The organism is Commensalibacter intestini A911 (genome assembly GCF_000231445.1).
Taxonomy (GTDB): domain Bacteria; phylum Pseudomonadota; class Alphaproteobacteria; order Acetobacterales; family Acetobacteraceae; genus Commensalibacter; species Commensalibacter intestini.
The window spans coordinates 797,184-823,740 of sequence record NZ_AGFR01000003.1 but is presented as its reverse complement, the minus strand read 5'-3'; the positions used below and the strand labels follow the sequence as shown (position 1 = coordinate 823,740).

At 37.5% G+C, this 26,557-nt stretch carries 26 protein-coding genes; 17 read left to right on the top strand and 9 right to left on the bottom strand.

Annotation, left to right across the window (positions count from 1 at the left end):
- Positions 1–34: 34 nt before the first annotated feature.
- Entirely contained in the window at positions 35–2,038 is a 2,004-nt protein-coding gene (locus CIN_RS04120; protein ID WP_050798329.1) for a lytic transglycosylase domain-containing protein, read from the bottom strand.
- Between the two features lie 286 nt (positions 2,039–2,324).
- On the opposite strand from CIN_RS04120, the gene purB reads away from it, so the two are divergent.
- From purB to CIN_RS04075, 9 genes are all read left to right on the top strand, one after another.
- Entirely contained in the window at positions 2,325–3,680 is a 1,356-nt protein-coding gene (gene purB, locus CIN_RS04115) for an adenylosuccinate lyase (protein WP_040363770.1), read from the top strand.
- A 134-nt stretch (positions 3,681–3,814) separates the two neighbouring features.
- Positions 3,815–4,582 (top strand): phosphoribosylaminoimidazolesuccinocarboxamide synthase, encoded by a 768-nt coding sequence (gene purC, locus CIN_RS04110; RefSeq protein WP_008853798.1) that lies wholly within the window; start codon positions 3,815–3,817, stop codon positions 4,580–4,582.
- Positions 4,583–4,825, top strand: coding sequence for a phosphoribosylformylglycinamidine synthase subunit PurS (purS, locus tag CIN_RS04105; protein ID WP_008853797.1), 243 nt, complete (start codon positions 4,583–4,585; stop codon positions 4,823–4,825).
- On the top strand, positions 4,822–5,217 hold the full coding sequence (locus tag CIN_RS04100) for a Rap1a/Tai family immunity protein (protein WP_008853796.1): 396 nt from the start codon (positions 4,822–4,824) through the stop codon (positions 5,215–5,217). Before purS ends, CIN_RS04100 begins: the two co-directional genes overlap by 4 nt.
- Positions 5,217–5,918: a phosphoribosylformylglycinamidine synthase subunit PurQ gene (gene purQ, locus CIN_RS04095; RefSeq protein WP_008853795.1), complete on the top strand. Its 702-nt coding sequence runs from the start codon at positions 5,217–5,219 to the stop codon at positions 5,916–5,918. The genes CIN_RS04100 and purQ overlap by 1 nt, the downstream gene beginning before the upstream one ends.
- Positions 5,915–8,122, top strand: coding sequence for a phosphoribosylformylglycinamidine synthase subunit PurL (gene purL, locus CIN_RS04090; protein ID WP_008853794.1), 2,208 nt, complete (start codon positions 5,915–5,917; stop codon positions 8,120–8,122). Before purQ ends, purL begins: the two co-directional genes overlap by 4 nt.
- 3 nt (positions 8,123–8,125) lie before the next feature.
- A complete protein-coding gene (locus CIN_RS04085; RefSeq protein ID WP_008853793.1) occupies positions 8,126–8,350 on the top strand; it encodes a BolA/IbaG family iron-sulfur metabolism protein in 225 nt (74 codons plus the stop codon).
- Between the two features lie 20 nt (positions 8,351–8,370).
- Positions 8,371–8,700, top strand: coding sequence for a Grx4 family monothiol glutaredoxin (grxD, locus tag CIN_RS04080; RefSeq protein WP_008853792.1), 330 nt, complete (start codon positions 8,371–8,373; stop codon positions 8,698–8,700).
- A gap of 158 nt (positions 8,701–8,858) precedes the next feature.
- Positions 8,859–9,188 carry a hypothetical protein gene (locus CIN_RS04075; protein ID WP_008853791.1) on the top strand — a complete coding sequence of 110 codons (330 nt, stop codon included), beginning with the start codon at positions 8,859–8,861 and terminating at the stop codon, positions 9,186–9,188.
- A 4-nt stretch (positions 9,189–9,192) separates the two neighbouring features.
- Here the strand turns inward: CIN_RS04075 and CIN_RS04070 are convergent, their stop codons facing one another.
- On the bottom strand, positions 9,193–9,567 hold the full coding sequence (locus tag CIN_RS04070; RefSeq protein ID WP_008853790.1) for a YraN family protein: 375 nt from the start codon (positions 9,565–9,567) through the stop codon (positions 9,193–9,195).
- 95 nt (positions 9,568–9,662) lie between these two features.
- Here CIN_RS04070 and cls point away from each other — a divergent pair, with 95 nt between their 5' ends.
- Complete coding sequence (gene cls / locus CIN_RS04065) at positions 9,663–11,099, top strand: cardiolipin synthase (protein ID WP_050798328.1); 1,437 nt, start codon at positions 9,663–9,665, stop codon at positions 11,097–11,099.
- Between the two features lie 10 nt (positions 11,100–11,109).
- On the opposite strand, the gene CIN_RS04060 is transcribed toward cls, so the two are convergent.
- Together CIN_RS04060 and CIN_RS04055 are read right to left on the bottom strand one after the other, a co-directional pair.
- Positions 11,110–11,766 (bottom strand): endonuclease/exonuclease/phosphatase family protein, encoded by a 657-nt coding sequence (locus tag CIN_RS04060; RefSeq protein ID WP_008853788.1) that lies wholly within the window; start codon positions 11,764–11,766, stop codon positions 11,110–11,112.
- Between the two features lie 116 nt (positions 11,767–11,882).
- Positions 11,883–12,920, bottom strand: a complete 1,038-nt coding sequence (locus CIN_RS04055) for an AI-2E family transporter (protein ID WP_040363769.1) — start codon at positions 12,918–12,920, stop codon at positions 11,883–11,885.
- A 158-nt stretch (positions 12,921–13,078) separates the two neighbouring features.
- On the opposite strand from CIN_RS04055, the gene metC reads away from it, so the two are divergent.
- The gene (gene metC / locus CIN_RS04050) at positions 13,079–14,305 is read left to right on the top strand and encodes a cystathionine beta-lyase (protein ID WP_008853786.1); all 1,227 of its coding nucleotides are present in this window, start codon (positions 13,079–13,081) and stop codon (positions 14,303–14,305) included.
- A 5-nt stretch (positions 14,306–14,310) separates the two neighbouring features.
- Here the strand turns inward: metC and CIN_RS04045 are convergent, their stop codons facing one another.
- The 4 genes from CIN_RS04045 to CIN_RS11330 all read right to left on the bottom strand — a co-directional run bounded on the left by CIN_RS04045 (position 14,311) and on the right by CIN_RS11330 (position 18,910).
- The gene (locus CIN_RS04045; protein ID WP_008853785.1) at positions 14,311–15,786 is read right to left on the bottom strand and encodes a YifB family Mg chelatase-like AAA ATPase; all 1,476 of its coding nucleotides are present in this window, start codon (positions 15,784–15,786) and stop codon (positions 14,311–14,313) included.
- Positions 15,787–15,945: 159 nt separating this feature from the next.
- The gene (serA, locus tag CIN_RS04040; RefSeq protein ID WP_008853784.1) at positions 15,946–17,205 is read right to left on the bottom strand and encodes a phosphoglycerate dehydrogenase; all 1,260 of its coding nucleotides are present in this window, start codon (positions 17,203–17,205) and stop codon (positions 15,946–15,948) included.
- Positions 17,206–17,241: 36 nt separating this feature from the next.
- On the bottom strand, positions 17,242–18,036 hold the full coding sequence (locus CIN_RS04035; RefSeq protein ID WP_008853783.1) for an inositol monophosphatase family protein: 795 nt from the start codon (positions 18,034–18,036) through the stop codon (positions 17,242–17,244).
- 4 nt (positions 18,037–18,040) lie between these two features.
- Positions 18,041–18,910 carry a c-type cytochrome gene (locus CIN_RS11330; protein ID WP_050798327.1) on the bottom strand — a complete coding sequence of 290 codons (870 nt, stop codon included), beginning with the start codon at positions 18,908–18,910 and terminating at the stop codon, positions 18,041–18,043.
- A gap of 134 nt (positions 18,911–19,044) precedes the next feature.
- Here CIN_RS11330 and CIN_RS04025 point away from each other — a divergent pair, with 134 nt between their 5' ends.
- The 6 genes from CIN_RS04025 (at position 19,045) to CIN_RS04000 (ending at position 25,910) form a co-directional block, all read left to right on the top strand.
- Positions 19,045–19,776, top strand: coding sequence for a 3-deoxy-manno-octulosonate cytidylyltransferase (locus CIN_RS04025; protein ID WP_008853781.1), 732 nt, complete (start codon positions 19,045–19,047; stop codon positions 19,774–19,776).
- A gap of 7 nt (positions 19,777–19,783) precedes the next feature.
- Positions 19,784–20,635, top strand: coding sequence for a prephenate dehydratase (locus CIN_RS04020; RefSeq protein ID WP_008853780.1), 852 nt, complete (start codon positions 19,784–19,786; stop codon positions 20,633–20,635).
- A 49-nt stretch (positions 20,636–20,684) separates the two neighbouring features.
- Positions 20,685–21,575: a 4-hydroxy-tetrahydrodipicolinate synthase gene (gene dapA / locus CIN_RS04015; RefSeq protein WP_008853779.1), complete on the top strand. Its 891-nt coding sequence runs from the start codon at positions 20,685–20,687 to the stop codon at positions 21,573–21,575.
- A 4-nt stretch (positions 21,576–21,579) separates the two neighbouring features.
- Positions 21,580–22,062, top strand: a complete 483-nt coding sequence (smpB, locus tag CIN_RS04010) for an SsrA-binding protein SmpB (protein ID WP_008853778.1) — start codon at positions 21,580–21,582, stop codon at positions 22,060–22,062.
- 194 nt (positions 22,063–22,256) lie between these two features.
- Entirely contained in the window at positions 22,257–23,468 is a 1,212-nt protein-coding gene (locus CIN_RS04005; protein WP_008853777.1) for an acetate/propionate family kinase, read from the top strand.
- 87 nt (positions 23,469–23,555) lie between these two features.
- Complete coding sequence (locus CIN_RS04000; protein ID WP_008853776.1) at positions 23,556–25,910, top strand: phosphoketolase family protein; 2,355 nt, start codon at positions 23,556–23,558, stop codon at positions 25,908–25,910.
- Between the two features lie 49 nt (positions 25,911–25,959).
- On the opposite strand, the gene CIN_RS03995 is transcribed toward CIN_RS04000, so the two are convergent.
- Entirely contained in the window at positions 25,960–26,337 is a 378-nt protein-coding gene (locus tag CIN_RS03995; protein WP_040363768.1) for a BTB/POZ domain-containing protein, read from the bottom strand.
- Between the last annotated feature and the right edge of the window lie 220 nt (positions 26,338–26,557).

The window sequence follows — 26,557 nt, the reverse complement described above, 5'->3', positions numbered from 1 at the left end:
GACATATCCTCTTTAATATTAAGATTATTAAATATTAACGCTGATTAATTGTTGTTTGATAAATAATGGTATTCTCGATGACACGTTGAACATAATTACGCGTTTCCGTATATGGAATTTGTTCTATCCAATCAATTAACTGATTTTGTGCATCAGCATTACTGGATGGATCTCCGTATTGAGCTATCCATTGTTTAACACGACCAGGCCCTCCATTATATCCAGCAACAGCATAAGGAATAACATTATTAAATCGAGACAGTAATTTTTCTAAATAAGCAGTTCCTAATTTAATATTATTATCAGGTACCACTAAGTTACCAGGCGTTCCCATTTTTGCAGGAAGGCCAATTTGAACAGCAACTTCTTTAGCCGTAGAAGGTAAGAGTTGCATTAACCCATAAGCATTAGATGGGCTAACAATTGTCGGATTGAAACTACTTTCCTGTCTCATGACGCCCAACTCCAATCCTGAAGGTAAGCTTGAGGCTGGAATAGTATAGGGACGAGGCCAACCATCTTGTAAAAGAACAACACCTTTTGCCCCAGCATAACGCGCCATGGTTACAGCGTCTTCAGGTAATCCCATCTGATTAGACACTCTAGCATTGATTGCTTGTTCAGTTGTTGAAGCGCTTACTTTATTTTGCGCAAGTAAAAATGGACGAGCATGAACCAGATCTCCTTGTTGAACCAGTATCTGAGCAGCTTGTATTAATTCATTGTTTTTAAAAGAATTTAACTCAGAAGATGACCAGGAAGGTGATTTAACATTCGACAGATATTTAGTGACTGCATTAGAGAGTAATGATGGGTTTAAAATCACACTGCCATTATGAATATTCTCTAGTTCTGCAATCGCCATTTGTCCATAAAAGCTTGTTGGATATTGGGCAGCTTGCTGCCAAGCTTCTTTGGCTGATGACGCATTATTCATATCTTGATAGGCACGACCTAACCAATAATAACCACGGCTAGTTGTAATAACTGAACTTTCTTGCGTTAACTTCTTAAAATAACCAATTGATTCTGAAGCTTTATTAAGTTTTCTTAGAGAAATCCAGCCTGCTAAAAATGCTGAATCATATTCGCAACTATTATTGTTACACGCATCAACAGATGCTAACGCATAAGCTGTTTTATCATTCCCATTATCCAACAAAGAACGAATTAAGCTATTCCGTTCAACCCAAAAGCGCTTTTGGTCAGAATTACGTTCGACTTGTAATCCAACATCTTGCCATAACTTAACAGCTTCATCATTACGATTTTGAGTTCTTAACCAACGTAAACGCGCATAAACCAAACCTGGTGATTTCAACTCAGAAGAACTTAAAGAAGATAAAAGACTTTCTGCTGTTGGTTCTTGTCTGCGTAACGCCAGAATAGCAGATGCAATTTTTTGCTCTGAAGGCTGTAAATACTGCATTTGTTGAGAAGCAGCAGATAAGAGGCCATGAGACTCAAGATAATTAAATCGATCCCATTGATCTTGTGTTGTAAAATTCCCAGAAAAAGTTGCATTCACCTCTTGAGCATCTGCTGCTTTGCCAAGAGAATGTGTCCACGCATATTTTGCCTGTTGAATTAAATGACTAGTTTTGCTTGCTTGCTGTGCACAAAAAGCCAATGCATCTGCGGTTGTAATGGATTGATTTTGACAAATGTTACTAATCACATTCTTGTCTGTTTCCGTTAGCAATGCTTGCTGCATTCTTTTTGAAAAAACTTGTTGATTAGGCCAGGTTGGATTTTCGCTCATAAACTGCGCGTAAGTAGCAGCATCCCCACCATTTAGCTGTAAAAGTTGCAAATATAAATTAACTTTTTCCTGCACAGTTGCATCGGAAGCCAGCCCAACACCTGCCGTGCCATTTTGCTCTGAAAATGTTTGTGATATCTTAGAGGAAAGCGATGTATTGCTTTGCGGTTGTACAGAAGGTTGAGAGTTACTGCTGCTACACCCAACAATCGTCATCGAAAAGACGGTTAAAATAGTCGTTAGGTTACAAAAAGACTTTATTGCTGAAGTGTTCATTTAAAAATCAACCTTAATTAAAATAGCATAAATTTTTATTAATCTTAATTCAATCATTATAGAAATAACAATCAATTTTAATATGCTTAAAATTAGCTGGAGCGTTTAAATCTGCATCACAAGCCATATCTTATTTCAAAAACATGTTAAAATTAAGTGTCAGCACGATGGGCAAAACATATCACGAAAATATTTATTGATTGAAATATAAAATTCTGGATGAAAGCTATAAAAATTATGATATAACCTCTTTTTAAGCTATCGAATATAGAAAGGAACGACGGGGATGATACCGCGTTATAGCCGCCCAATTATGACTTCAATTTGGGCACCTGAAAATCGTTATCGTATTTGGTTTGAAATCGAAGCTCTGGCCTGTGAAGCAATGGCTAAATATGACTTTATCCCTAAAGAATCAGCAAAAGCTATTCGTGAACAGGGTGATAAAGCAATGGCAAGCTTTAATGCTCAAGATGTTACTGCAATTGATGACATCGAGGCCAAAGTTCGCCATGACGTTATTGCTTTCTTAACTTGGTTAGCAGGAAAAATTGGTGAAGATAGTCGTTTTGTTCATATGGGCATGACCTCTTCAGACGTACTAGATACTTGCCTTGCGGTTCAATTAACTCAAGCTGCTGATATTTTATTAGAAGATATCGACAAAGTTTTAGAAGCCATTAAAAAACAAGCTTTTGAACATAAATATACGCTAACGATTGGTCGTAGCCATGGTATCCACGCAGAACCTGTAACTTTTGGTTTAAAACTTGCAGGCTATTATGCAGAATTTGCCCGTAACAAGAATCGGTTACTTCAAGCACGACAAGAAATCGCAACATGCGCAATTTCTGGTGCAGTTGGAACCTATGCACATATTGACCCAAGAATTGAAGCTTACGTTGCTGAACATTTAGGGCTTAGTGCAGAGCCAGTTTCTACCCAAGTTATTCCTCGTGATCGCCATGCAGCATTTTTTGCTACATTAGGGGTGATCGCAAGTTCTATTGAACGTTTATCCATCGAAATTAGACATCTTCAACGTTCTGAAGTTCGTGAAGCAGAAGAGTTCTTCCATCCTGATCAAAAGGGATCTTCTGCAATGCCACATAAACGCAATCCTATTTTGACAGAAAACTTAACTGGATTAGCAAGAATTGTTCGTTCTCACGTTGTTCCTGCAATGGAAAACGTTGCTTTGTGGCATGAGCGCGATATCAGTCACTCTTCAGTTGAGCGTATGATTTGTCCAGATGGCACCATTACGCTTGACTTTGCATTAAACAGATTAGCTAACGTTATGGAAAAACTGGTTGTTTATCCTGAACGTATGCAAGAAAATATAGAAAGCCTTGGTGGTGTTGTTCATTCTGGGGAAGTGTTATTAGCACTTGCTCGTGCTGGATTATCCAGAGAACAATCTTACCGTATTGTTCAACGTTCCGCGATGGAAACATGGACAAAACTAGGCAAACCTGAAGGTAAGAGTTTTAGAGAGAATTTAGAGAACGATCCTGAAATTACTGGACGTATTGATGCCTCTGTTTTGGATAAAGCAATGGATGGCAGCATGCATGTTCAAAACCTAGATCACATTTATCAAAATGTTTTTGGTGAAACAGGGCCTAAATCTAAGAATTAATTATCTTTGACAAAATAGCTTGTAAATCAGGCTATTCTGTCAATATTATAATATTAAGGGTTATTCGATATAGTATATTTTAGATAATCCTTAGTCGTTGCAACTTTATTACGATATATATTTAAGGGACGTTTATGACCCGCCGTCGACAAATTTATGAAGGTAAGGCAAAAATCCTCTATGAGGGGCCAGAACCTGGAACAATTGTTCAATATTTTAAAGATGATGCCACAGCTGGAAATGGTGCTAAAAAAGGAACCATTACAGGAAAAGGCGTTTTAAATAATCGCATCAGCGAATATCTAATGACGCAAATTGAAGATATTGGCATTCCAACACATTTTATTCGCCGTTTAAATATGCGCGAACAGCTGGTTAAAGCTGTCGAAATTATTCCATTGGAAATTGTTGTGCGCAATGTTGCCGCAGGCAGTATTGTTAAGCGTTTAGGTCTGGAAGAAGGCGTTCGTTTACCTCGTCCTTTGGTAGAGTATTACCTAAAAAATGATGAACTCAACGATCCTTTAGTACTAGAAGATTACATCACCGCGTTTAATTGGGCTACGGTTCAAGAAATGGATGAAATCGTTACTTATACCCTAAGAATTAATGACTTTTTAAGCGGATTATTACTTGGAGTTGGTATTAAATTAATCGATTTCAAATTGGAATTCGGCCGTTATTGGAAAGATGAAGAATCCCATATTGTGTTAGCTGACGAAATTTCCCCTGATAATTGTCGTTTCTGGGATATCGAAAGCGGAGAAAAATTGGATAAAGACCGTTTCCGTCGTGACCTTGGAAAAGTAGAAGAAGCTTATCAAGAAGTCGCACGTCGTTTGAAAATTTTACCTGAATCTAATGTTGAATCTATAAAAGGCAAAGGCCCGGAGAGTATCTAAATGAAAGTTCGTTTAATTATTATGTTAAAGCAAGGGGTATTAGATCCTCAAGGCAAAGCAATCAATCATGCTTTACATAATCTGTCTTTTACAGAAGTCCAAGATGTTCGCGTTGGACGTGTTATCGATCTAGAAGTCGAAGAGAACTCTGCTGAAAAAGCAAAAGCCAGAGCAAGCGAAATGGCTAAAGAACTATTAGCTAATGGCGTCATTGAAGACTTCCAAGTTGAGGTGCTGTCATGAAGACAAAAATAGCCGTTCTTTTGGCTGGTTTTGGTTTTATGGCTTTATCTGGGGCTCAACATGCTGATGCGCAAAGGGTAACACCCTTGCAAGCTGGAAAATTTTTACAATTATGTAAAAATGAAAAAGCATTAAAAACATGTGATGCTTATATCAGCGGTATTGCTGATTCTGTGGCTTACTCAAAGATGTTTGCAAAAAATCAAGGGGATATAAATGCACCTGCTGGTTTTTGTATTGCAACCAATGTTTCTGGCAAGGAAATGAGAGACAAAGTCATTGCTTGGATGGATGGTCATTCAGACAAGCTTTCTCAACCTGCTGGGGCTGCTGTATTTACTGCATTACATGATGCCTATCCATGTAATACGAAGAAAGATGGAAAACAATAATGAAAATAGGTATCGTTGTCTTTCCAGGTACCAACCGTGAACGAGATATGGTTATCGCTTTTGAGCGCGTAACAGGGGTTACCCCCACAATCATTTGGCATCGTGAAACAGCATTGCCACAACTGGATATGGTTGTTTTACCTGGTGGATTTAGTTATGGGGATTACTTACGTTGTGGTGCTATGGCTGCGCATTCCCCAATCATGCATGAAATCCGTGCTTTTGCTGAAAAAGGCGGATATATCATGGGCGTTTGTAACGGCTTTCAAATCTTAACAGAATCAGGTCTGCTTCCTGGTGCATTATTACCTAATGCTAGCTTAAGATTCCTTTCTAGAGATTGTCATTTACGTATTGAGCGTAATGATACTGCGTATACCAGAGGCTGGAAACAAGGTGATGTCTTTAGAACAGCAACAGCTCATGGAGATGGAAATTATTTCTGTGATGCTGAAAATTTAAAACGCCTAGAAGGCGAAGGCCAAGTTGTTTTTCGTTACAGTTCTCCTGAAGGCGAAATTAATCCATTAAATCCTGAATATAATCCAAATGGCAGTATCAATGCGATTGCTGGAATTATTGATAAAACAGGTCGCATTTGCGGAATGATGCCTCATCCAGAAGATATGGTTGATCCGTTAATGGGCAGCGAAGATGGAAAACCTCTTTTCCAAGGCATAATGGAGACATTAACTCGATGAGTAAACCACAACTTATTGTAAATGAAGAACTTGGCAAAGAATTTGGTCTATCCAAAGACGAATATGCAAAAGTTTTAACGATCATGGGCAGAACCCCAAGCTTAACAGAGTTGGGTATTTTCTCAGTCATGTGGTCAGAGCATTGCTCTTATAAATCTTCTCGTGCTTGGTTGCGTAATTTACCAACAAAAGCACCTTGGGTTATTCATGGTCCAGGTGAAAATGCTGGGGTTGTTGATATCGGTCAAGGTTTGGCTGCAATCTTCAAAATGGAAAGTCATAACCATCCATCTTTCATCGAACCTTATCAAGGGGCAGCGACAGGTGTTGGTGGGATTTTACGTGACGTCTTTACGATGGGTGCACGCCCAGTTGCAAACTTAAACGCATTACGTTTTGGTAGTCCAGATCATCCTGCAACCCGTCATATTGTTGATGGTGTTGTACGTGGTATTGGTGGATATGGAAACTGCGTTGGTGTGCCAACCGTTGGTGGTGAAGTCAACTTCCACGAAAGCTATAACGGAAATCCTTTGGTTAACGCCATGAATGTTGGTGTTGCTAGACAAGACCGTATTTTCCTTTCTGCTGCTGCTGGTATTGGCAATCCTGTCATTTATGTGGGTTCCAAAACAGGTCGTGATGGTATTCATGGGGCAACAATGGCCTCTGCTGAGTTCGATGAGGATGCAGCATCAAAACGTCCAACCGTTCAAGTTGGCGATCCTTTTGTTGAAAAACTATTGATCGAAGCATGCTTGGAATTAATGGCAACCGATGCGATTGTTGCTATTCAAGATATGGGTGCAGCTGGTTTAACCTCTTCCGCTGTGGAAATGGCAGGTAAGGGCGGTGTCGGTATCGAATTGAACCTTGATCATGTTCCTCAACGTGAAGAACAAATGACCGCTTATGAAATGATGTTGTCCGAAAGCCAAGAACGTATGTTAATGGTTTTACGTCCAGATCGTACAGAACTTGCAAAAGAAATCTTTGAAAAATGGGAATTAGATTTTGCGATTATCGGTCATTTAACGGATACAGGTCATATTGTTATTAAACATCATGACAAAACAGAAGCTGATATTCCATTAGAACCTTTGGCTGATGAAGCGCCTTTATATCATCGTCCAACAGCCCCCTCTCCAAAACCAGAACCTTTGGGTGCATTAGACGTAAATGTCAGCATTGAGCAATCTCTAATCAAATTACTTGGTTGTGCAGATCTTGCATCTCGCTCTTGGATTTGGGATCAATATGACAGCACCATTGGTGGACAAACAGTTTATCGTCCAGGCCAGGCAGATGCTGCGATTATTCGTGTTGATGGTACTCAAATTGGATTGGCATTAACCACAGATTGTACTCCTCGTTATTGTGCAGCTGATGCTTATCAAGGTGGGGCTCAAGCTGTTGCCGAAGCATGGCGTAATATCACAGCAACTGGTGCTAAACCCTTAGCTGTTACCGATAACTTAAATTTTGGAAATCCAGAAAAACCAGAAGTCATGGGACAAATTGTTGCTGCGATTGAAGGAATGAAAGATGCTTGTAATGCGCTTGATTTCCCAGTCGTGAGTGGAAACGTTTCATTATACAATGAAACCCGTGATGCAAATGGCGAAAATGTATCTGTATTACCAACGCCCGCAATTGGTGCGCTTGGGGTGATTGATGATGTTTCTAAAACCATTGGTAATGCATTTAAAGCTGATTATGATATCGTTTTAATTGGTGCAACCAAAGGAGAGCTTGGCCAAACATTATGGTTAAGAGAAATCCTTGGTAAAGAAACAGGAAATCCTCCACAAATTGACCTACAAGCTGAACGTCGTAATGGTGATTTCGTCAGAGAAAACATTGCAAACGGGTTAATTGAAGCTTGCCATGATCTTTCTGATGGTGGGTTATTGGTCGCTGCTGCTGAAATGGCGATGGCTGGTAATGTTGGATGTACTTTGGACGTTCCTGAAAGTGGCATCAGACCAGAAGCCTATTGGTTTGGTGAAGATCAAGCACGTTACTTAGTCATGACAGCAGATAAAGATGCACTAATCAAAGCTGCTAAAGCGCAAAATATTCCAGCGAGAGATATCGGTTGCACAGGCGGTGATAGCCTTGTTATGCCTTCAGGCACAATAACAACAATCGCAAGAATGAAAACCGCTTCAAAAAGCTTTTTTGAAAAACTAATGAAAGTCTAAATCATGGAAGTATCTGAAATCGAAGAACGCTTAAAAACCGCTTTTCCTGATGCGAATATTGATGTTGGCGCATTAAAAAAAGATGGTAGGCATTTTTACTGTAAAATTGCTGCGAAAGAATTCTCGGGCTTGAATAAAGTCCAACAACACCAACTTGTTTATAAAGCTTTGGGAGATTATTTGCAAAATGATCTTCATGCCTTGGCTTTGCAAACAGATTCCCTATAACCTACAAGACTGGAACTATAATGAGTAATCCTGTTTTCGATCAAATTAAAAACGAAATCGATTCTAACGATGTTGTACTTTATATGAAAGGCACTGCAGACTTCCCAAGTTGTGGATTTTCTGCAAAAGTTGCTCATATCCTTTCAGATTTAGGCGTTTCTTTTAAAGATATTAATATTTTAGAAGATGATTCTTTACGCCAAGGCCTAAAAGAATTCTCTAGCTGGCCTACATTTCCTCAACTTTATGTAAAAGGTGAGTTAGTTGGCGGATGTGATATCGTCAGAGAAATGTATGCTTCTGGTGAATTGGCTCAGCTTTTAAAAGATAAACAAATCGCTTGTCGATAATTTATGTAGCATAAAAGCAACATTAAGGATAAAAATTAAAAAAAATAATTTTTATCCTTAACTATATGTATTCAAGAGAGTTTTTTTACGTTAGCTTTCAATCGTAATATTTTTTGTATCCGTAAGCAGTTATCGTGTATCGTTAGAGAGTAGAATAAATGGTCAGACATTTCAAAAAAACAATTTGTACGCTTTTTGGTGCAGCAGCACTCATTTCTTTGTCTCCTTCACCAGCAAAAGCTCAACATATTGTTACAGAAACTGAAGCTGGCAAACTAACCCTAGAATCTTTAACTGCTGCACCAGCAGTACGTCATTATAAAGCACGTAAAGTTGCTTATAAGACAGCTTCTAGAGGAACAGCACATTCTTCTAAACTTGTCAGAACAGTTTCCTATAAACAAAAAGGCAAACTATCTATTAAAAATGCTGTCTATAATAGTTCTTCTACACACAAAAAAGCTGCAAAACGTCGTCATCGCAGCTAATTTTTTAGAACTCAGCTAGAATAATATTTTCAAAATGTTCGATTTGACCTTGCTGGTTAATAGCAATTAGGTCAAATCGAACATTTTCTATTTGTGGCTGATAATATTCTAAATAATAAGAAGCTGTATTCAACAAACGTTTTTGCTGTATTGTCGTAATAGAAGATAATGCATCATCCATTCTTTTTCTGGCTTTTACCTCGACAAATAATAACCAATTTATTTTTGTAGCAATCAGATCAATTTCCCCAGTTGGGCAACGGAATCGTTTATGGACAATACTCCACTGATGATTTGTTAGATAAGTTTCAGCGAGGCTTTCTGCTGACAATCCTTTGCTATATGCAAGGGAGCCTAATTTTTGATTGCTATTTCTCATCTTGGTATTTTATCATAACGTCACGTTATTTATAAAACAAAACTAAAACTTTATTTTAAAATTACAAACCATATTAAAACCGAAAGCTTAATGAAATGCATGTGTTTTACACATATTTATTTTTAACAGATTTTCAACAAGATGCATTTTTGGCTATTCTACGATTTGTTTTAATATTGCTAGTGATCTTTCATGTGCTTCGTCATGTCAGAGACACCAGATCTTCGATTGGTTGGATTGGTTTTACACTCATTATGCCAATTACAGGGTTTATTTTATATATGATGTTTGGAGTCAATCGTGTTGTTCACCGTGCCCAAAAACTCGTCAATAATCGTCCGTGGCATAACAAACTCTTAGACAATATGACGCGTTATTATATCAAAGGACATTTTTATCCTTTAGCTAAAGTTGTTGAGGGCTTTACAGGGCGTCCTTTACTAATTGGTAATAACGTTGAACCTTTATTTAATGGGGATGATGCTTATCCTGTAATGTTAGAAGCTATTAACTCAGCAAAAGTTTGTGTATTTCTCTCAACTTACATATTAAAAAGTGATGAAACAGGAAAAGCATTTGCGGATGCACTAATTGCCGCTCAACAAAGAGGAGCTACTGTTCGCGTGTTAGTCGATGGGATTGGTAGTGGCTATTTTTATTGTCCAATTTCAAGATATTTAAAGAAAAACGGCATAAAAATGGATCGCTTTATGCACTCATTTTTACCTTGGAAAATGCCTTTCATTAATTTAAGAACCCATAAAAAAATCCTAATCGTTGATGGTAAAGTAGGTTTCCTAGGTGGTCTAAATATTGCTAATGAAAATGTATTAGCACTTCATCCAAAACATCCTGTTTCTGATACGCATTTCAAGATTACAGGAGCAATTGTACACGAACTAACCGAAGCTTTTTTGCAAGATTGGTTCTTTATTACCGCCGAAGATTTAAATAAAAGAAGTTTTTATCCTGAAACTGAAACGGCTGGAAATATGATTTGTCGGATTATAACGGCAGGCCCAGACTCAGATATAGAAAAAATTAAATATACAATGATGCAAGCGATCAGTTTAGCCAGAAAATCTATTCGTATTATGACGCCTTATTTTTTACCTGATGACCGTTTTTTATCTTTATTATCTCTAGCCGCTATAAGAGGTGTTGATGTCGAGATTGTTATCCCTGAACAAAGTAATCAACGTCTAGTGGACTGGGCTCGAAATATCAATAATCTTATGCCTTTACAACATGGCTGCAAAATTTGGCTCGTCAAAGCACCTTTTAATCATTCAAAATTAATGGTTATTGATCGTATTTGGTCTTTTGTAGGTAGTTCTAATGTCGATATGCGTAGTTTACGATTAAATTTCGAAATTAACATGGAAATTTATCATAAAGAATTTGCTGAAAATTTAGATGATTTTATTGGATTTCATCGCCATAAATTACTAACACTAGAAGAATTAGAAAATAGGTCTATTATTGCTAAATTTAGAGATGCTACAACAAGATTATTATTACCGTATTTATAAAACAACCCTTTTAAATAGGTCTTAACGTCACCATAATTGGACGGTGATCAGAAGTAGCACGTGATAATACTTGTTTATCTATACACTCCATCCCTCTAACTAAACAGCGATCAAGACGAATAGGAAATAAATTAGCCATTTTATGGGTTGGCTCACGTGGTCCTACATCTTGAAATCCAGACAGTAAGGTTGGACCAATTAAATTATAATCTCCCAAAACTGCGGCTCTATCAGGTAAGAAATCTGAAATCACTTGGAGTTGTCGTCGATTTAATAATTGCCCATGAGATAAATGTACATTAGCAATCCAGAATTTACCATAGTCAATTAATTGAGCGACACGTTTAATCAAAGCGCCTTTGGGCAATATACATGTCGACGGTGGTGCTTTAAAAGGATAGGGGCTCCAACATGCAACGCCATGAATACGACCTGGGAGAGGGAAGCGGCTATAATATCCCCCAATTAATTGAGGTAATATATTCATTTCTTCTGTTGCTTCTTGCATCAATAAAAGTTCTGGGTGATGCGTGTTGACTAAATAGGCAACATCATACGGAGAAGCACCGACTTTTCGAAGTAAATTCCAACTAATTATTTTGAAATAACGAAGGTCAGGTTCAGTATCAACATAAAAATGGGGATCTATATGCGATGAATAAGACATTATTATATGACTTAATAATTTATACTATTTACAAGTGTATCATAAGAATAATATCGAATATAGTTTTTATTCTTTTAATACAAATCAATATCTAACAGTTACATTATAATCAGTTATCACTCTGTCTTTTCTATATTTTTCATCGAAAAATCAATAACTAACGTATATCCCAACCCCAATAAAACAGGACCTAAAAAGATTCCTAACCCACCAAAAGCAAGAAGACCACCAAAAATCCCCAATACACTTAATAAATAAGGAAGCTTATTTCCAGAAGAAATAAATATGGGTCTAATGATATGCTCAACACCAGAAATAATCACTACACCATAGATCAATAATAAAATTGCCGAGAGCGTATGTCCTCCCATAAGCAACCAAATAGCTGCAGGTATCCATACAACAGGTGCTCCAATAGGAAAAAGAGATAAAAAAGCAGCGATCCCACCCAACAAAACAGATTCTGGAACATCAAATAAAGCCAAGCCACACCCTGTTAATATTCCCTGCAATAAGGCAGTACCGATAATACCATACACAGTACCAAGGATCGTTTTACTTGTCATAGCAACTAAATGATTTGAAGATGGTCCTGCAACTTTATAAATAAATGCCTGCAATACTTTCCCTAAATAATCTCCACTTAACCAAAAGAAAAAAGAAATAAATAAAGCAAACACAAATTGAATAAGCCCACCAATGGTTTGTAAAAACATGGAAAAAGAAGCACGAGTAATATCATAGAAATATGGACGCAAACTATCGCTGATACTCAACAAATGTTCAGCACCTTGCTCCCATGTTTTTGCTAAATATTTATTAATAATCGGAATATGTTGCATCCAATGAGGAGGCGAAACAAAATTAATAGATGAAGTTGCAGAAGCAATAGATTGCACAACTCTTGGAACATCATCAATAATTGCAGAAGTCAAAATGACAACCGGTAAAACCATACAGAATGCACAAAAAACCGTCATTACTAACGCTGCACATACCTTACCAATATATTTCCTGAGAAATACATAAATAGGCCAAGTCGCAAAACTAATAATCGCAGCCCATAAAATGGAAGAAAAAAGAGGACGCAAGATTAACCAGCATCCATAGCCGATCGCTGCTAGGACAATATAGAGTATAATGCGTTTATTCATGTTTTTCTCCTTAATGACATTACTATAAAATATTGTTAGGAGAAAAAAAGAATAATTTTATGCCTTTGACATATTTTTGATAAAAGGCTGTCAAAAGCATAAAAATTTTATACAATAAGTCGAATTTTAAATAATAATATCATCAACAAGGATCAGATATGACGACTTTATCGCCAGAAGAAGACGCGGTTTCTCGTGGTTGGAAAGCATTATCAACTTTACTCGTAACCGCGGGAAGACATAAAGACTCTGTTCCTAAAGAAGGTTCCTTCGTTAACCCACCATTACACAGAGGATCAACCGTTATTTATCCATCTGTCGCGGCAATGAGAGATACCGAGGGACTACAATATGAGCATCACACTTTATACGGTGCGATGGGTTCGCCTAATCAGCATGAATTAGAAAAAGTGGTTGCTTTAATTGAGGGGGGAAGCCACAGCCAAGTTGTTTCCTCTGGATTAACAGCATGTACATTGCCTTTATTAACCTTTTTATCCGCTGGCGATCATTGTTTATTAATTGATAGTATTTATGGCCCAACCAAACGCTTTTCAGAAAAAGTTATGAAAAAATTTGGTGTTGAAGTCAGTTACTATCCTGCTGATATTTCTGTTGCTGAAATAGAAAAATATCTTCAACCTAATACAAAAGTTATTTTTACCGAAAGCCCAGGAAGTCATACTTTTGAAATACAAGATATTTCTGCTTTATCGAAATTAGCGCATCAGCATCATATTAAACTATTCCTTGATAATACATGGGGAATTGGTGTTTTTAAACCCTTTGAGCATGGCGTCGATGTTTCCGTTCAAGCATTAACAAAATATGCAAATGGACACTCTGATTTGGTCTTAGGCGCAATTACGGTGAATAATGATGCTGATTGGCATTTATTAAGAGATACCGCCATTGCGTTGGGAGAAGTTGGAGGCTCTGACGCATGTTGGCTTACTCTCAGGGGATTAAGAACACTTGGGGCACGTTTAGAAAAGCAGTCTATTTCTGCCTTAACAATTGCACAATGGCTCCAAGAGCAACCCGAAGTAGAGCGTGTTTTACACCCCGCATTGCCGAGCTGTTATGGGCATGAAATTTGGAAACGAGATTTTAGCGGCGCCAGTAGCGTCTTTACCATTGTATTTAAACCCTCTATCACCTCTCAGCAAGTAATCGATATGATAGAAACATTAGAGTTTTTCGCTATTGGTGCTTCATGGGGGGGATATGAAAGTTTAGTCCTTTTAACAGATGGGGAAATATACAGAAACTTTCCTAATAAACTTTTAACAGGTTCTGCTTGCCGTCTACAAATCGGATTAGAAGATCCTCAGGATATTATTAACGATCTTCATAATGCTTTTACAGCCATATGGCGTTCATAACAAAATCATCGTTGTCGAAAGGTTAATGCCTCGGCAACGCTAGGAATATCAATCTTTTCTTTTAAAGCCAGATCAGCAATTGTTCTGGCTACCCTTAACAACCTTGTAATTCCTCTGGCAGACAATCTTAATTGTAAAGAAGCTTTTTCCACCATTTCTGCAACAGATTGATCCAGAGTTATGTGATTAACATTAATTTCATTATTCAATAGTTGCTGCCTTGATAATTGTTTTTCTCTAGCTAATTTTACACGCTGTGCAACAACTTCACTCGTTTCTCCAGAAGCGACATTAACAATGTCTTTAGGTGCAATTGGCTCTATATTTGTAATTAAATCAATACGATCTAATAAAGGCCCCGAAATCTTTCGTGTATATTCTTCTTTACATTTAGGAACACGATGACATTCACGCTCTGTATCCCCTAAATACCCACATCGACACGGATTCATGGCTGCAATCAACTGAAAATGCGCAGGATATGTAATATGAGAAGTTGCTCTAGCAATCGAAATATTCCCAGTTTCTAACGGTTGTCGCAGAGATTCCAAAGCATTTCTGGCGAATTCTGGAAATTCATCTAAAAATAAAACACCATGATGCGCTAAACTAATTTCACCAGGCTTAACCTTTACCCCACCGCCTGTAATTGCAACTTGGCTGGCTGAATGATGAGGTGTTCTAAATGGTGGACGAATAATAGGTGTTGAATTAGGTAATAAGCCAGCAGAACTATAAATTCGTGTAACAGCCAAAGACTGATGAGGCGTCAAATCAGGTAACAAACTCGCTAAACGCGCGGCCAACATCGACTTTCCAGCTCCAGGAGGGCCAATCATCAACATTGAATGTCCACCAGCAGCAGCGATTTCCAATGCTCTTTTCGCACCTTCCATTCCTTTAACCTCTGAAAGATCAGGTCCTTTTTCAGGAGGTGATAACTCAGAGAACTCAGGTTTTGATAAAATTTGTTTTCCTGTAAAATGCTGTAATAACGAAGATAAAGAAGAGGGGGCTAAAATATCAATATCCCCACCCAAAAGAGCCTCACTACCTTGGCTATGCGGACAAATAAGGCCTCTTTCTTCAGATGCAGCCCCAATCGCTGCCGAAATGACACCATTCACAGCGCCAATGGCCCCATCAAGGGATAACTCGCCAAGGGCTGCATAATGCATCAGCTCTTCTTGAGGAAGGATATCCATTGCAGACAAAATCCCCAACGCAATCGGCAAATCATAATGTGTACCTTCTTTTACAATATCTGCTGGGGATAAATTCACTAAAATACGTTTTGGGGGAAGCGCAATCCCCATCGAAATCAACGCTGCTCGAACGCGCTCTCTTGATTCCGTCACGGCTTTATCAGCTAAGCCTACAATAACAAATGCGGGCAACCCTCGGGTCATTTGCACTTGAACTTCAACAGGAACAGGGTCAATACCAGAAAATGAAAACGTTAATACTCTGGTAATGCTCATTTCAAATATTTCCAATCGATAGTGCTAAACTATCATTAAAATATATCGTTTTATGAATTTAACAAAGTTTTTTATAAGCAATAGATTTGAAAGTAATTATTTCAAACTAATGATTGTTATGGGTAATACAAACCACCCATAACAATATTTCATTACTTCTTATTTATCAGAAGGGCGATATAAAATACGAGCACGAATAGTGCCCTCTAATGCACGTAAAGAGCGTAGGATTTCAATATCAAGATCTTTCTCAGCATCCGTAGTTGCTTCAATAACCACATAACCAATATTACCGTCTGTTTGTAGATATTGTGCAGAAATATTTGCATTCACTTCAGTGAAAATATTATTGATTTTCAACATAATACCAGGAACATTTTCATGTACATGCATGTATCTTGTTCCTTTAAGGCTAATGGGTAATTGAACTTCTGGGAAGTTAACAGAGCTTAAGGTTGAACCAACATCTGAATATTCAATAAATTTATTCGCAACTTCACGCCCGATGCGTTCTTGAGCTTCAATCGTAGAGCCACCGATATGAGGAGATAAAATAACATTATCTAAACCACATAAAGGGGAAGCAAATTTCTCACCTTTTTCTTTAGGCTCTTTAGGGAACACATCAATTGCAGCCCCTAATAAATGCTTACTTTTCAAACCTGCTGCCAAAGCATCAATATCAACAACTTGACCACGAGCATTATTGATTAAGAAAGAACCAGGTTTCATCATGGCAATTTCTTTTTCACCAATCAAATTCATAGTGCTTTCTAAATGAGGGACATGCAAACTGACAATATCACTTTGTTTTAATAATGCTTCCAAAGATTCAACTGGACGTGCATTCCCGTGCATTAGTTTATCAACAACATCATAATAGATTACTTGCAACCCAAAAGCTTCGGCAAGAATAGAAAGTTGAGAGCCAATAGAACCATATCCAACAATCCCAAGGGTTTTCCCTCTAACTTCCCAACTATTCGTGCTACTTTTATCCCACAAGCCTTTGTGGCACTCTTCTGAACGCGTAACAATGCGACGTAATAACATCACGATTTCGCCCATGACTAATTCAGCCACAGAACGAGTATTACTATAAGGTGCGTTAAATACTGGAATACCACGGTTTCTAGCTGCTGTTAGATCAACTTGGTTCGTGCCAATACAGAAACAACCAATCGCAATCAACTTATCCGCTGCATCTAATACTGCTTCTGTTAAATGAGTACGGGAGCGAATACCAACTAAATGAACTCCTTTAATGGCTTCTTTTAAAGCTTCTTCATCTAAAGCTGTTTTTAAATGCGTAATATTATTATACCCATTTTGTTTTAAAAGCTCTACAGCACTTTCATGCACGCCTTCAAGTAACAAAATACGAATTTTGTCTTTAGGTAAAGATAGGTTAGAAGCCATTTTTTATTTTCCTATATCTATTAATAATATAAAATTTTAATCTTTATTCAGCAAATCAACGACATATTGTTTTAACTTTGGATCCCCAAGAGCCAATACCGTTTCTTTACTATGTAAATTTAAATCATTCCCTTGCCAGTCTGTAATACAACCACCAGCACCTTCAATTATTGGAACCAAGGCAGCCCAATCCCAAATTTTATTGCCACATTCCATAATGAGATCCAATTGTCCCAATGCCAATAATCCATAAGCATAACAATCACCGCCCCAACTAACGCGTTTGACATTATGATAAACACGTTTCCAATGATGATTAGGTGAGCTTTCTAAAATCTCAGGGGCCGTACAAGACGCCTCAGCAAAACGCAACTCCGAGCAAGATCTTGTGCCTATTTTTCCACCGAGTTGAGAAATAAACTGAGACGGTTTCCCTTGCACACCAATCCATCGTTCATTGGTAATAGGTTGATCAATAATACCCAAAACAGGCTTACCTTCATATAACAAAGCAATTAGAATCCCAAACATAGGACGACCTGTGATAAAAGCCCGTGTCCCATCAATCGGATCGACTACCCACTGAAATTTAGAACTGGTATTATTCACACCATATTCTTCACCGATAATCCCAAAGTCAGGGGTTTCTTTTTGTAAAATAGAGCGAATAACTTGTTCAGATTCACGATCTGCTTGTGTAACAGGGGATTCATCTGATTTGACATCAGCATGAAGTAAAAGTTGCCTAAAATAAGGTCTTACGACTTTACCAGCTGCTTGCACAGCTTCTTGAGCAATTTGTAAATAAGAATCTAATTGAAGTTTTGTCATAAAATTAATGCTTATCCTGTGGCGAAAGAGAATTAAGATATAAAATAATGTTTCTTCTTACTTCTGTAGAACTGACACCCTGATAAACCATTTTATTTCCAGGCGCCCATTGTTGAGGATTCTTTATCCATTGATCCAAATTACTTTCAGTCCAATTTGTTCTTTTGATTTTTAAGGCTCCAGAATATGTATAATTTGGCTGAGACGCAATTGGTTTGTTTACTATTCCGTATAAATTAGGGCCTAAACGAATATTTCCGTTAGGTGTATCCGTATGACAAACCGCACAATATTGCTGATACGCTTCTTTCCCTTGAACAAGATTAAGAACCGTTGTTTTGGGAGATTCTGGTTGTTTTGCCTCTATAGCCACTTTTTTCTCAACAGGCGGTGTAGAAGGGGATATTTCCTTTAAATAAGCAATAATATCAACTCGATCTTGCTTAGAGGCCACACCTGGATATGCCATGATTGTATCAGATGCAAAATTTGTAGGATGTGCCAACCATAGATTTAACTTTTGTGCATCCCAATTCTCTTGATGGTGTTTTTTTAAACTTTCTGAATAATTAAAACTGGATACAGAAGCAATCGGATGCCCCATAACATCATATAAATTAGGCCCAATTTTATTCGCTTCATTTTTACCAAAAGTATGACATAAACTACATTGTTGAGCAGCTAACTCTTTGCCTTTTAAAGGGTTAGCAGAACTTAAATCTATGGTATCGTCTTGATCATCAGCAATAAAAAAAGCAGATTTAAGTGGCGCTGTATTTTGAATAATCACAGATCCCACCCCCCAAGAGGCAGTTAAAACACAGACAGATAATAAGCCGGCTACTGCTAATCTATTCCAATCAAAACTATCCATTTTTGAATATTTTTCTTCACAACGTAAAATGAACTCAACAATCGTTATTTGTTTATAGAATAAAGATACATTATCAGCTATAAAAGAAAAGAAAAAAAACAATCTAAATGATTTTATATTGAGAACACAGTCAAATGAATGCGTTAATTATCATTCCAGCCCGCTTAGCCGCCACAAGGTTACCCAATAAGCCTTTGGCAGATATTCATGGAAAACCAATGATTGTGCATGTAATGGAACAGGCACAAAAAGCCGAAGTCGGCCCTGTTATTGTGGCTTCTGGCGATGCAGAAATTACTGAAACGATTAAAAAAGCTGGGGGCAGGGTGATTGATACAGATCCTAATCTTCCTTCTGGCTCTGACCGTGTTTATCAAGCATTCCTTCAAGTGGAAAATCATGAAGATTATGATGTAATTATTAATTTACAAGGGGATTTACCGCTTATTAATCCTCAAGATATTTGTAAATCTTTACGCCCATTATCAGATCCATCCGTTGATATTGCCACTTTAGTCGCGCCCGTAAAAACAGAGTTTGAACGTAATGCACCTTCTGTGGTAAAAGTTGCTTGTAGCTTCAGTGATGATGCAGACATTGCAAAAGCACTCTATTTTTCTAGATGTCCTATTCCATATGGCGATGGCCCTTTATGGCACCATGTAGGGATTTATGCTTATCGTAAAGCCGCTTTAGAACACTTTATTTCCTTACCAACATCCTTTTTGGAAAATAGAGAAAAGTTAGAACAATTAAGAGCATTAGAAGCAGGAATGCGTATTGGTTGTGCAACGATTGATGAAGCTCCATTTGGAGTAGATACACCTGATGACTTGGAAAATGTCAGAAGAATAATAAAAGGTTAAAAATATAATGACAAAGACAAAAATTATTGCATTCCAAGGAAGACCTGGTGCTTATTCTGACCTCGCATGCCGTAACGCACGTCCAGGTTGGACAACTTTGCCTTGTGAAGATTTTTATTCAACCATTAAAGCCGTTCAAACAGGAAAAGCAGATCAGGCAATGCTGCCTTGTGAAAACAACTTAGTTGGACGCGTGCCTGATATTCATACTTTATTACCTCGATCAGGATTATTTATTGTTGGTGAGCATTTTCAACGTGTTGAACATTGTTTAATTGGAATTAAAGGGGCTCAAGTTTCTGATGTAAAGCGTTTACATACTCATCCTGTTGCAATGGGGCAAGTTTCTGGATTAATACAATCTTTACATGTAGAACCCGTTATCGAATTTGATACAGCCGGATCTGCGGAAATCATTGTTAAGTTAAACAATAAAGAGGATGCCGCAATTGCTTCTTCTCTGGCAGCAGAGCTGAATGGATTAGAAGTCTTACGCCATAATGTTGAAGATGAATCTTATAATACTACGCGCTTTTATATTGTTGCTCAAGAAAGAGAAATCCCTCCCGTAGATGAAATAAATACAATGACAACATTATTATTTAAAACCAAAAATATTCCTGCGGCTTTATATAAAGCATTGGGAGGCTTTGCGACGAATAATATTAATATGACACGCCTAGAGAGCTGTATGGCAGACGGAACTTTCTGTGCCACGAAATTTTTAGTTGATGTTGATGGACATACAGAAGAAGCTGGTTTAAAGCGTGCCATAAACGAATTACGTTTTTATGCCGAAGAATGTGTTATTTTAGGAGTATATCCCGCATCACCTTATCGTCAGTTAAAACAACATTAATCTATTTTATACTATCAATTACAAAGTGAATATATAAAGGATCATTTCCATGACGAACATTTGGCTAGAGGGCTCAATCACTGCATTAATTACTCCGATGAATCTTGATGGTTCATTGGATGTTAAAGCATTTGAGAAATTTGTAGATTGGCAAATTCAAGAAGGCACCTCTGCGCTCGTACCTGTCGGTACAACAGGGGAAAGCCCAACTTTGTCTCATGAAGAGCATAAAAAAATTGTTGAAATTGCTGTTAAAGTCTCTGGTGGACGGGTTCCTGTCTTAGCTGGTGCTGGTTCAAATTGCACAGAAGAAGCCATTGAAACAACGCTTTTTGCAAAAGAAATCGGTGCCAATGCTGCTCTTGTCGTTACCCCTTATTATAATAAACCAACACAAGAAGGCTTGTTCTTACACTACTCTGCCATTGCAAATGCTACAGAATTTCCTATTTATATTTATAATATTCCAGGACGTTCTGTGATTGATATGTCTGTTGAAACCATGGCTCGTTTAGCTGAAAATCCTTATATTGTTGGGGTTAAAGACGCAACCGCTAACTTATTGCGTCCCATTCAAGAACGCAGAGCCATTAAAAAACGTTTTAACTTGCTTTCTGGTGAAGATGGAACTGCGGTTTCTTATTTAGCTGCCGGTGGGGATGGTTGTATCAGTGTAACCGCAAATATTGCTCCAAAACTTTGTGCGGAAATGCAACAAGCTTGGAAAGACGGTCATATTGCAAATGCAATCGCGTTACAAGATCGCCTATCCGTTGTTCATGACGCAATGTTCTGTGAAAGTAATCCAGCACCTGTTAAATTTGCAGCTTCTGTTTTAGGATTAGCCAATGAAACATGTCGACTCCCATTGGCACCAATATCAGACTCTTCACGTCAACGCGTTAAACATGCCCTAGAGATCGCAGGATTATTAGGTTAAATTAATGGCTGAAAAGAAAACAAATAGCTTAATTTCTTTTGGAAATGTCGCTAAAAACCGCAAAGCAACCTTTAACTATTCTATCATAGAAAAAGTTGAAGCTGGAATCATGTTAAAAGGACCCGAAGTCAAAAGCTTACGACATGGCCGGGCTACGATTAACGAATCCTTTGCTGGAGAAAGGGATGGGGATATATGGCTCTTTAATAGCTATATCCCCGAATACCAAGGCGGTGTTTTTTCTCAATTCGATCCAAGAGCTCCTAGAAAGTTATTGTTGCACCATAAACAGATCAATAAACTCTTAGGAGCGATTAGCCGTGAAGGAATGACTTTGGTACCTTTGGATATTTTCTTTAATTCCAGAGGGATAGCAAAAGTGTCTTTAGGTTTAGGACTAGGGAAAAAGAAAACTGACAAGCGTCAAGCAATTGCTGATCGCGACTGGAAACGGGACAAAGCAAGATTATTAAGAAATAAAATATAATTTTGCCAAGAAACTTTTGACAAAAATGAAATAAAGTTCCATCATGATCACAAGATAATAACAGAATAGAGATTAGGAGTTTGGACTACAATTATTTTGTTATAAATAAAGTAAATTTTCGAACTCTTAATAGCTCTTCACTGTTATTGAATATACTCTAGATATAATACACTTTTCTAGTAAGGTTTTCGTGAATGGCTGATTCAATACTAATTATTAATGCAGGTTCTTCTAGTCTTAAATTTTCTCTTTATCGTGAAACTGCAAATGAATTTATCACTAGCGCCAATGGGTTGCTAGAAGGAATAGGAACTAAAAAACCTCATCTTATAATTAAAAATAATAAAAAAGAGGTTCTTTTCGAAAAAAATTGGACAGACCCAGAACTCTTCAAAGCTTCAGCTAGAGACGCGCTTTTCGATGAAACAATTGAATGGTTATTCGGCCATCTAGGCGATGATAAAATTGTTGGTATCGGCCATCGTGTCGTTCACGGTGGTTCAGAATATTCTGCCCCAGCTTTAGTTAATGAAAAAGTATATGAAGACTTAAAAGCATTAACCCCATTTGTTCCTTTACACCAACCTGCAAGCCTATCTGCAATGCGGGTTATGTTGGATAAAAGCCCAGATATCGCACAAGTTGCTTGTTTTGATACCGCCTTTCATTCAACTATGCCTGATTATGCAAAACGCTTTGCATTACCCAGAAAATATTTTGATAAAGGTGTAAGACGCTATGGGTTCCATGGTTTATCTTATCAATATATCGTACAACATTTACAAGAAGAAAAATCACCATTAGCAACAGGAAAACTTGTTGTTGCCCATTTAGGAAACGGTGCAAGCGTTACCGCAATTGAAAATGGTAAATGTGTTGATACTTCAATGAGTTTTACCCCATTAGATGGCTTAGTCATGGGGACACGTACCGGGCATATCGATGCAGCGATTATTTTATATATGCTGCAAGAAGAAAAACTATCACCTGATGAAATTGAAAATGTTATTTGGAAAAAATCAGGTTTATTAGGCATTTCTGATATTTCAAGCGATATGCGCGATATTATGAGCGAAATAAATACAAATGGTGCAAAACGCGAAAACGCGAAACAAGCGCTTGATTTGTTTATTTATAGACTAGTTGGTGAAATTGGCCGTTTAAGTGCTTCATTACAAGGCATTGATGGGTTGGTTTTCACAGCTGGTATAGGTGAGCACTCTCCTGAATTAAGATCTGAAGTCTGTAAAGCTTTAGAATGGTTAGGAGTGCGCTTTAATGAAGAGGCTAACAAAGCTGGCAAACAATTATTCAGTACGCCAGAGAGTAAAATTTTAGTTCAAACAATTCCTACAAATGAAGAACTTATTATGCTTCAGGAGGTCTTAAAATTCGCTAAAAAGTAACCTTTTAGAGCCAGGATGCGACTTTGATACATTTTGACGTTAATTGTTTAATCATTTGTAATTTATAATTAATAGGACGTAAATAAAATGACGAGTAAGACGCCTTTATCTGAAAAAGAAGTAGAACTATTTAATAAATGGTGGCACGCTGCCAATTATTTGTCTGTTGGGCAAATCTATTTAATGAAGAATCCTCTACTTCGCGAACCTTTAAAACTGGAACATACAAAGCCTCGTTTATTAGGGCATTGGGGAACTACTCCAGGATTAAACTTCATTTATTTACATTTAAATCGTATCATTAAAAATCGTGACGTAAACGTTTTATATGTCGCAGGTCCTGGCCATGGAGCTCCTGGTGTTGTTGCAGCAACATATATGGAAGGAACCTACAGCGAACTCTTCCCTGATGTAACTGAAGATGAAGCCGGAATGCAAAAACTGTTTAAACAGTTCTCTTTCCCAGGTGGTATCCCAAGTCATGCAGCACCAACCACTCCTGGTTCTATCCACGAAGGTGGTGAGCTTGGTTACTCTTTATCTCACTCTTATGGTGCAATATTCCATGACCCTGATTTAATCGTTGCTTGTATCATCGGCGATGGTGAAGCTGAAACAGGTCCTTTGGCAGCATCATGGCACAGTAATAAATTTGTTAATCCAAAAACAGATGGAGCAGTTTTACCAATTTTACATCTAAACGGATATAAAATTGCAAATCCAACTGTTCTTGCTCGTATCTCTCATGATGAACTTGCTAATTTAATGCGTGGTTATGGTCATGAACCTATCTTTGTTGAAGGTCATGATCCAAACGAAATGCATCAAAAAATGGCTGTGGCATTTGACGAAGCTTTTGATAAAATCAAAAAAATCCAAAAAGATGCCAGAGAGCATAATAAAACCGATCGCCCAATGTGGCCAATGATTGTCTTGCGCAGTCCAAAAGGCTGGACATGTCCAAAAACCATTGAAGGTAAAAAAGTTGAAGATTTCTGGCGTGCTCACCAAGTCCCATTTGGTGATTTAACCAAACCTGGTCATTTACCATTGCTAGAAGAATGGATGAAAAGCTATCATCCAGAAAAACTTTTCGATGAAGCTGGTAAATTACGCCCTGAAATTGCTGCATTAAATCCAGTTGGTAACAAACGGATGAGTGCTATTCCTCAAAGTAATGGTGGTGCTATTAAAAAGGCACTCATTTTACCTGACTTTACTGAATATGCATTAAATGTTAGCGCACCTGGTAAAGATGAAGCAGAATCAACCCGTACTTTAGGTAGTTATCTTCGCGATGTTGTTAAAGAAAATAGAAATAACTTCTTAGTATTATCTCCTGATGAAAATAACTCTAACCGTCTAAATGACGTATTAGAAGTCACAAACCGTGCGTGGAACGCTGAAATCTTTGACTTCGATGACCATTTAGCTCATGAAGGTCAAGTTATGGAAATCCTCAGCGAACATACCATCGAAGGTTGGTTAGAAGGGTATCTATTAACAGGACGTCATGGTTTCTTCTCTTGTTACGAAGCCTTCATCCATATTGTAGATTCTATGGTAAATCAACATGCTAAATGGATTGATGGTGCAAGAGAAGTTGAATGGCGTAGACCGATTGCTTCATTAAACTTCTTGTTAACTTCCCACGTCTGGAGACAAGATCATAATGGTTTCAGCCATCAAGATCCTGGATTTATCGATCACGTGGTTAGAAAACAACCAGATATTAGCCGCATTTACCTTCCACCCGATGCAAACACATTACTATATGTAACTGATCACTGCTTACGTACAACAAACCGTGTTAACGTTATCGTGGCTGGTAAACAACCTCAACCACAATGGCTCAGCATGGATGCTGCAATCAAACATTGTACTGAAGGTGTTGGTATTTGGGAATGGGCAAGTAATGATAAAGGGCATGAACCTGATGTGGTTCTTGCTTGTGCAGGTGACGTTCCAACAATGGAAGCTCTAGCTGCTGTTAAAATCTTGCATGAACATATGCCAGAATTAAAAGTACGTTTTGTAAACGTTGTGGATTTAATGACTTTATCTGCACCTTCACAACATCCTCATGGATTATCGGATGGTATCTTTGACTCATTATTCACTAAAGATAAACCTGTGATTTTTGCTTATCATGGATATCCACAACTTATTCATTCTTTGGTTTACAAAAGAACGAATGCTAAAAACTTCCATGTTCACGGCTTTAGAGAAGAGGGAACAACAACAACCCCATTCGATATGGTTGTCTTGAACAATGTAGATCGTTTCAACTTGGTTTCTAATATTGTTAACCGAACAGCTAAAAATAGCTCAAAAGTTGCTTATATTAACCAAATGGTTCGTGATAAACTTGTTGAACATAAACGCTATATTCGTGAATATGGTCACGATATGCCTGAAATCCGTAACTGGACTTGGAACTAGTTAGCTTTAGTATACTAATTAAGGAAGGGAAGATAAAATCTTCCCTTTTTTAGTTTTGTGAAGATAATTCTTTACATACCTTACGAATAGGTGGCTCTACTCGATGACTACAAATATCTTGCACATCTGTATCGCAAAATTGTATCGAGTTTGTATATAACGTTCTTAAAATCGTGGCATTAATTTCACTCTGAACATCTGAGCTATTCATTTCTTTTGCCAATTTCTCTTTAAAAGAACGTAATTTTTTTAAGCTATCCATACAAGTTGTACTAATAGTATCAGGTTTCGTATTCAATACTTGAAACATCGTTTGCAAATGAGGCTCCAAGAACTCAATTGCCTTTGCATCATTTTGTTGACAAAAAGCTGGGCTTATTATGAAGCATGATCCTAACAACAAGCTCGTAAATAGTATCTTTTTCACTTAAATATCCTTTTATAATAGCTCATTCAAATATTATTAAAGTTACACTATAAAATTATAAAAATTTTATTATTCATTTTTTAATATATACAAAAAAATGTTATTTTTTAGAAACTTGCATCTTTTTTTTATTTTTTATACAATTTATTCTATGCTTATTCTTTTGTCATACACAGGCTAGTCCTCAGGCTTATCCCCGAAAATGTGGATAACTTTGAAG

Excerpts from the sequence above, each read along its gene's own strand:
- CIN_RS04000 (WP_008853776.1), top strand. The coding sequence starts at position 23,556 with ATGACGAGTAAGACGCCTTTATCTGAAAAAGAAGTAGAACTATTTAAT.
- CIN_RS04045 (WP_008853785.1), bottom strand. The coding sequence starts at position 15,786 with ATGAGCATTACCAGAGTATTAACGTTTTCATTTTCTGGTATTGACCCT.
- CIN_RS04070 (WP_008853790.1), bottom strand. The coding sequence starts at position 9,567 with ATGAGAAATAGCAATCAAAAATTAGGCTCCCTTGCATATAGCAAAGGA.
- CIN_RS04085 (WP_008853793.1), top strand. The coding sequence starts at position 8,126 with ATGGAAGTATCTGAAATCGAAGAACGCTTAAAAACCGCTTTTCCTGAT.
- dapA (WP_008853779.1), top strand. The coding sequence starts at position 20,685 with ATGACGAACATTTGGCTAGAGGGCTCAATCACTGCATTAATTACTCCG.
- purB (WP_040363770.1), top strand. The coding sequence starts at position 2,325 with ATGATACCGCGTTATAGCCGCCCAATTATGACTTCAATTTGGGCACCT.
- CIN_RS04075 (WP_008853791.1), top strand. The coding sequence starts at position 8,859 with ATGGTCAGACATTTCAAAAAAACAATTTGTACGCTTTTTGGTGCAGCA.
- purL (WP_008853794.1), top strand. The coding sequence starts at position 5,915 with ATGAGTAAACCACAACTTATTGTAAATGAAGAACTTGGCAAAGAATTT.
- CIN_RS04025 (WP_008853781.1), top strand. The coding sequence starts at position 19,045 with ATGAATGCGTTAATTATCATTCCAGCCCGCTTAGCCGCCACAAGGTTA.
- metC (WP_008853786.1), top strand. The coding sequence starts at position 13,079 with ATGACGACTTTATCGCCAGAAGAAGACGCGGTTTCTCGTGGTTGGAAA.
- CIN_RS04005 (WP_008853777.1), top strand. The coding sequence starts at position 22,257 with ATGGCTGATTCAATACTAATTATTAATGCAGGTTCTTCTAGTCTTAAA.
- cls (WP_050798328.1), top strand. The coding sequence starts at position 9,663 with ATGCATGTGTTTTACACATATTTATTTTTAACAGATTTTCAACAAGAT.
- CIN_RS04055 (WP_040363769.1), bottom strand. The coding sequence starts at position 12,920 with ATGAATAAACGCATTATACTCTATATTGTCCTAGCAGCGATCGGCTAT.
- grxD (WP_008853792.1), top strand. The coding sequence starts at position 8,371 with ATGAGTAATCCTGTTTTCGATCAAATTAAAAACGAAATCGATTCTAAC.
- smpB (WP_008853778.1), top strand. The coding sequence starts at position 21,580 with ATGGCTGAAAAGAAAACAAATAGCTTAATTTCTTTTGGAAATGTCGCT.
- CIN_RS04100 (WP_008853796.1), top strand. The coding sequence starts at position 4,822 with ATGAAGACAAAAATAGCCGTTCTTTTGGCTGGTTTTGGTTTTATGGCT.
- purS (WP_008853797.1), top strand. The coding sequence starts at position 4,583 with ATGAAAGTTCGTTTAATTATTATGTTAAAGCAAGGGGTATTAGATCCT.
- CIN_RS04120 (WP_050798329.1), bottom strand. The coding sequence starts at position 2,038 with ATGAACACTTCAGCAATAAAGTCTTTTTGTAACCTAACGACTATTTTA.
- CIN_RS04060 (WP_008853788.1), bottom strand. The coding sequence starts at position 11,766 with ATGTCTTATTCATCGCATATAGATCCCCATTTTTATGTTGATACTGAA.
- CIN_RS04020 (WP_008853780.1), top strand. The coding sequence starts at position 19,784 with ATGACAAAGACAAAAATTATTGCATTCCAAGGAAGACCTGGTGCTTAT.
- CIN_RS11330 (WP_050798327.1), bottom strand. The coding sequence starts at position 18,910 with ATGGATAGTTTTGATTGGAATAGATTAGCAGTAGCCGGCTTATTATCT.
- purC (WP_008853798.1), top strand. The coding sequence starts at position 3,815 with ATGACCCGCCGTCGACAAATTTATGAAGGTAAGGCAAAAATCCTCTAT.
- purQ (WP_008853795.1), top strand. The coding sequence starts at position 5,217 with ATGAAAATAGGTATCGTTGTCTTTCCAGGTACCAACCGTGAACGAGAT.
- CIN_RS04035 (WP_008853783.1), bottom strand. The coding sequence starts at position 18,036 with ATGACAAAACTTCAATTAGATTCTTATTTACAAATTGCTCAAGAAGCT.
- serA (WP_008853784.1), bottom strand. The coding sequence starts at position 17,205 with ATGGCTTCTAACCTATCTTTACCTAAAGACAAAATTCGTATTTTGTTA.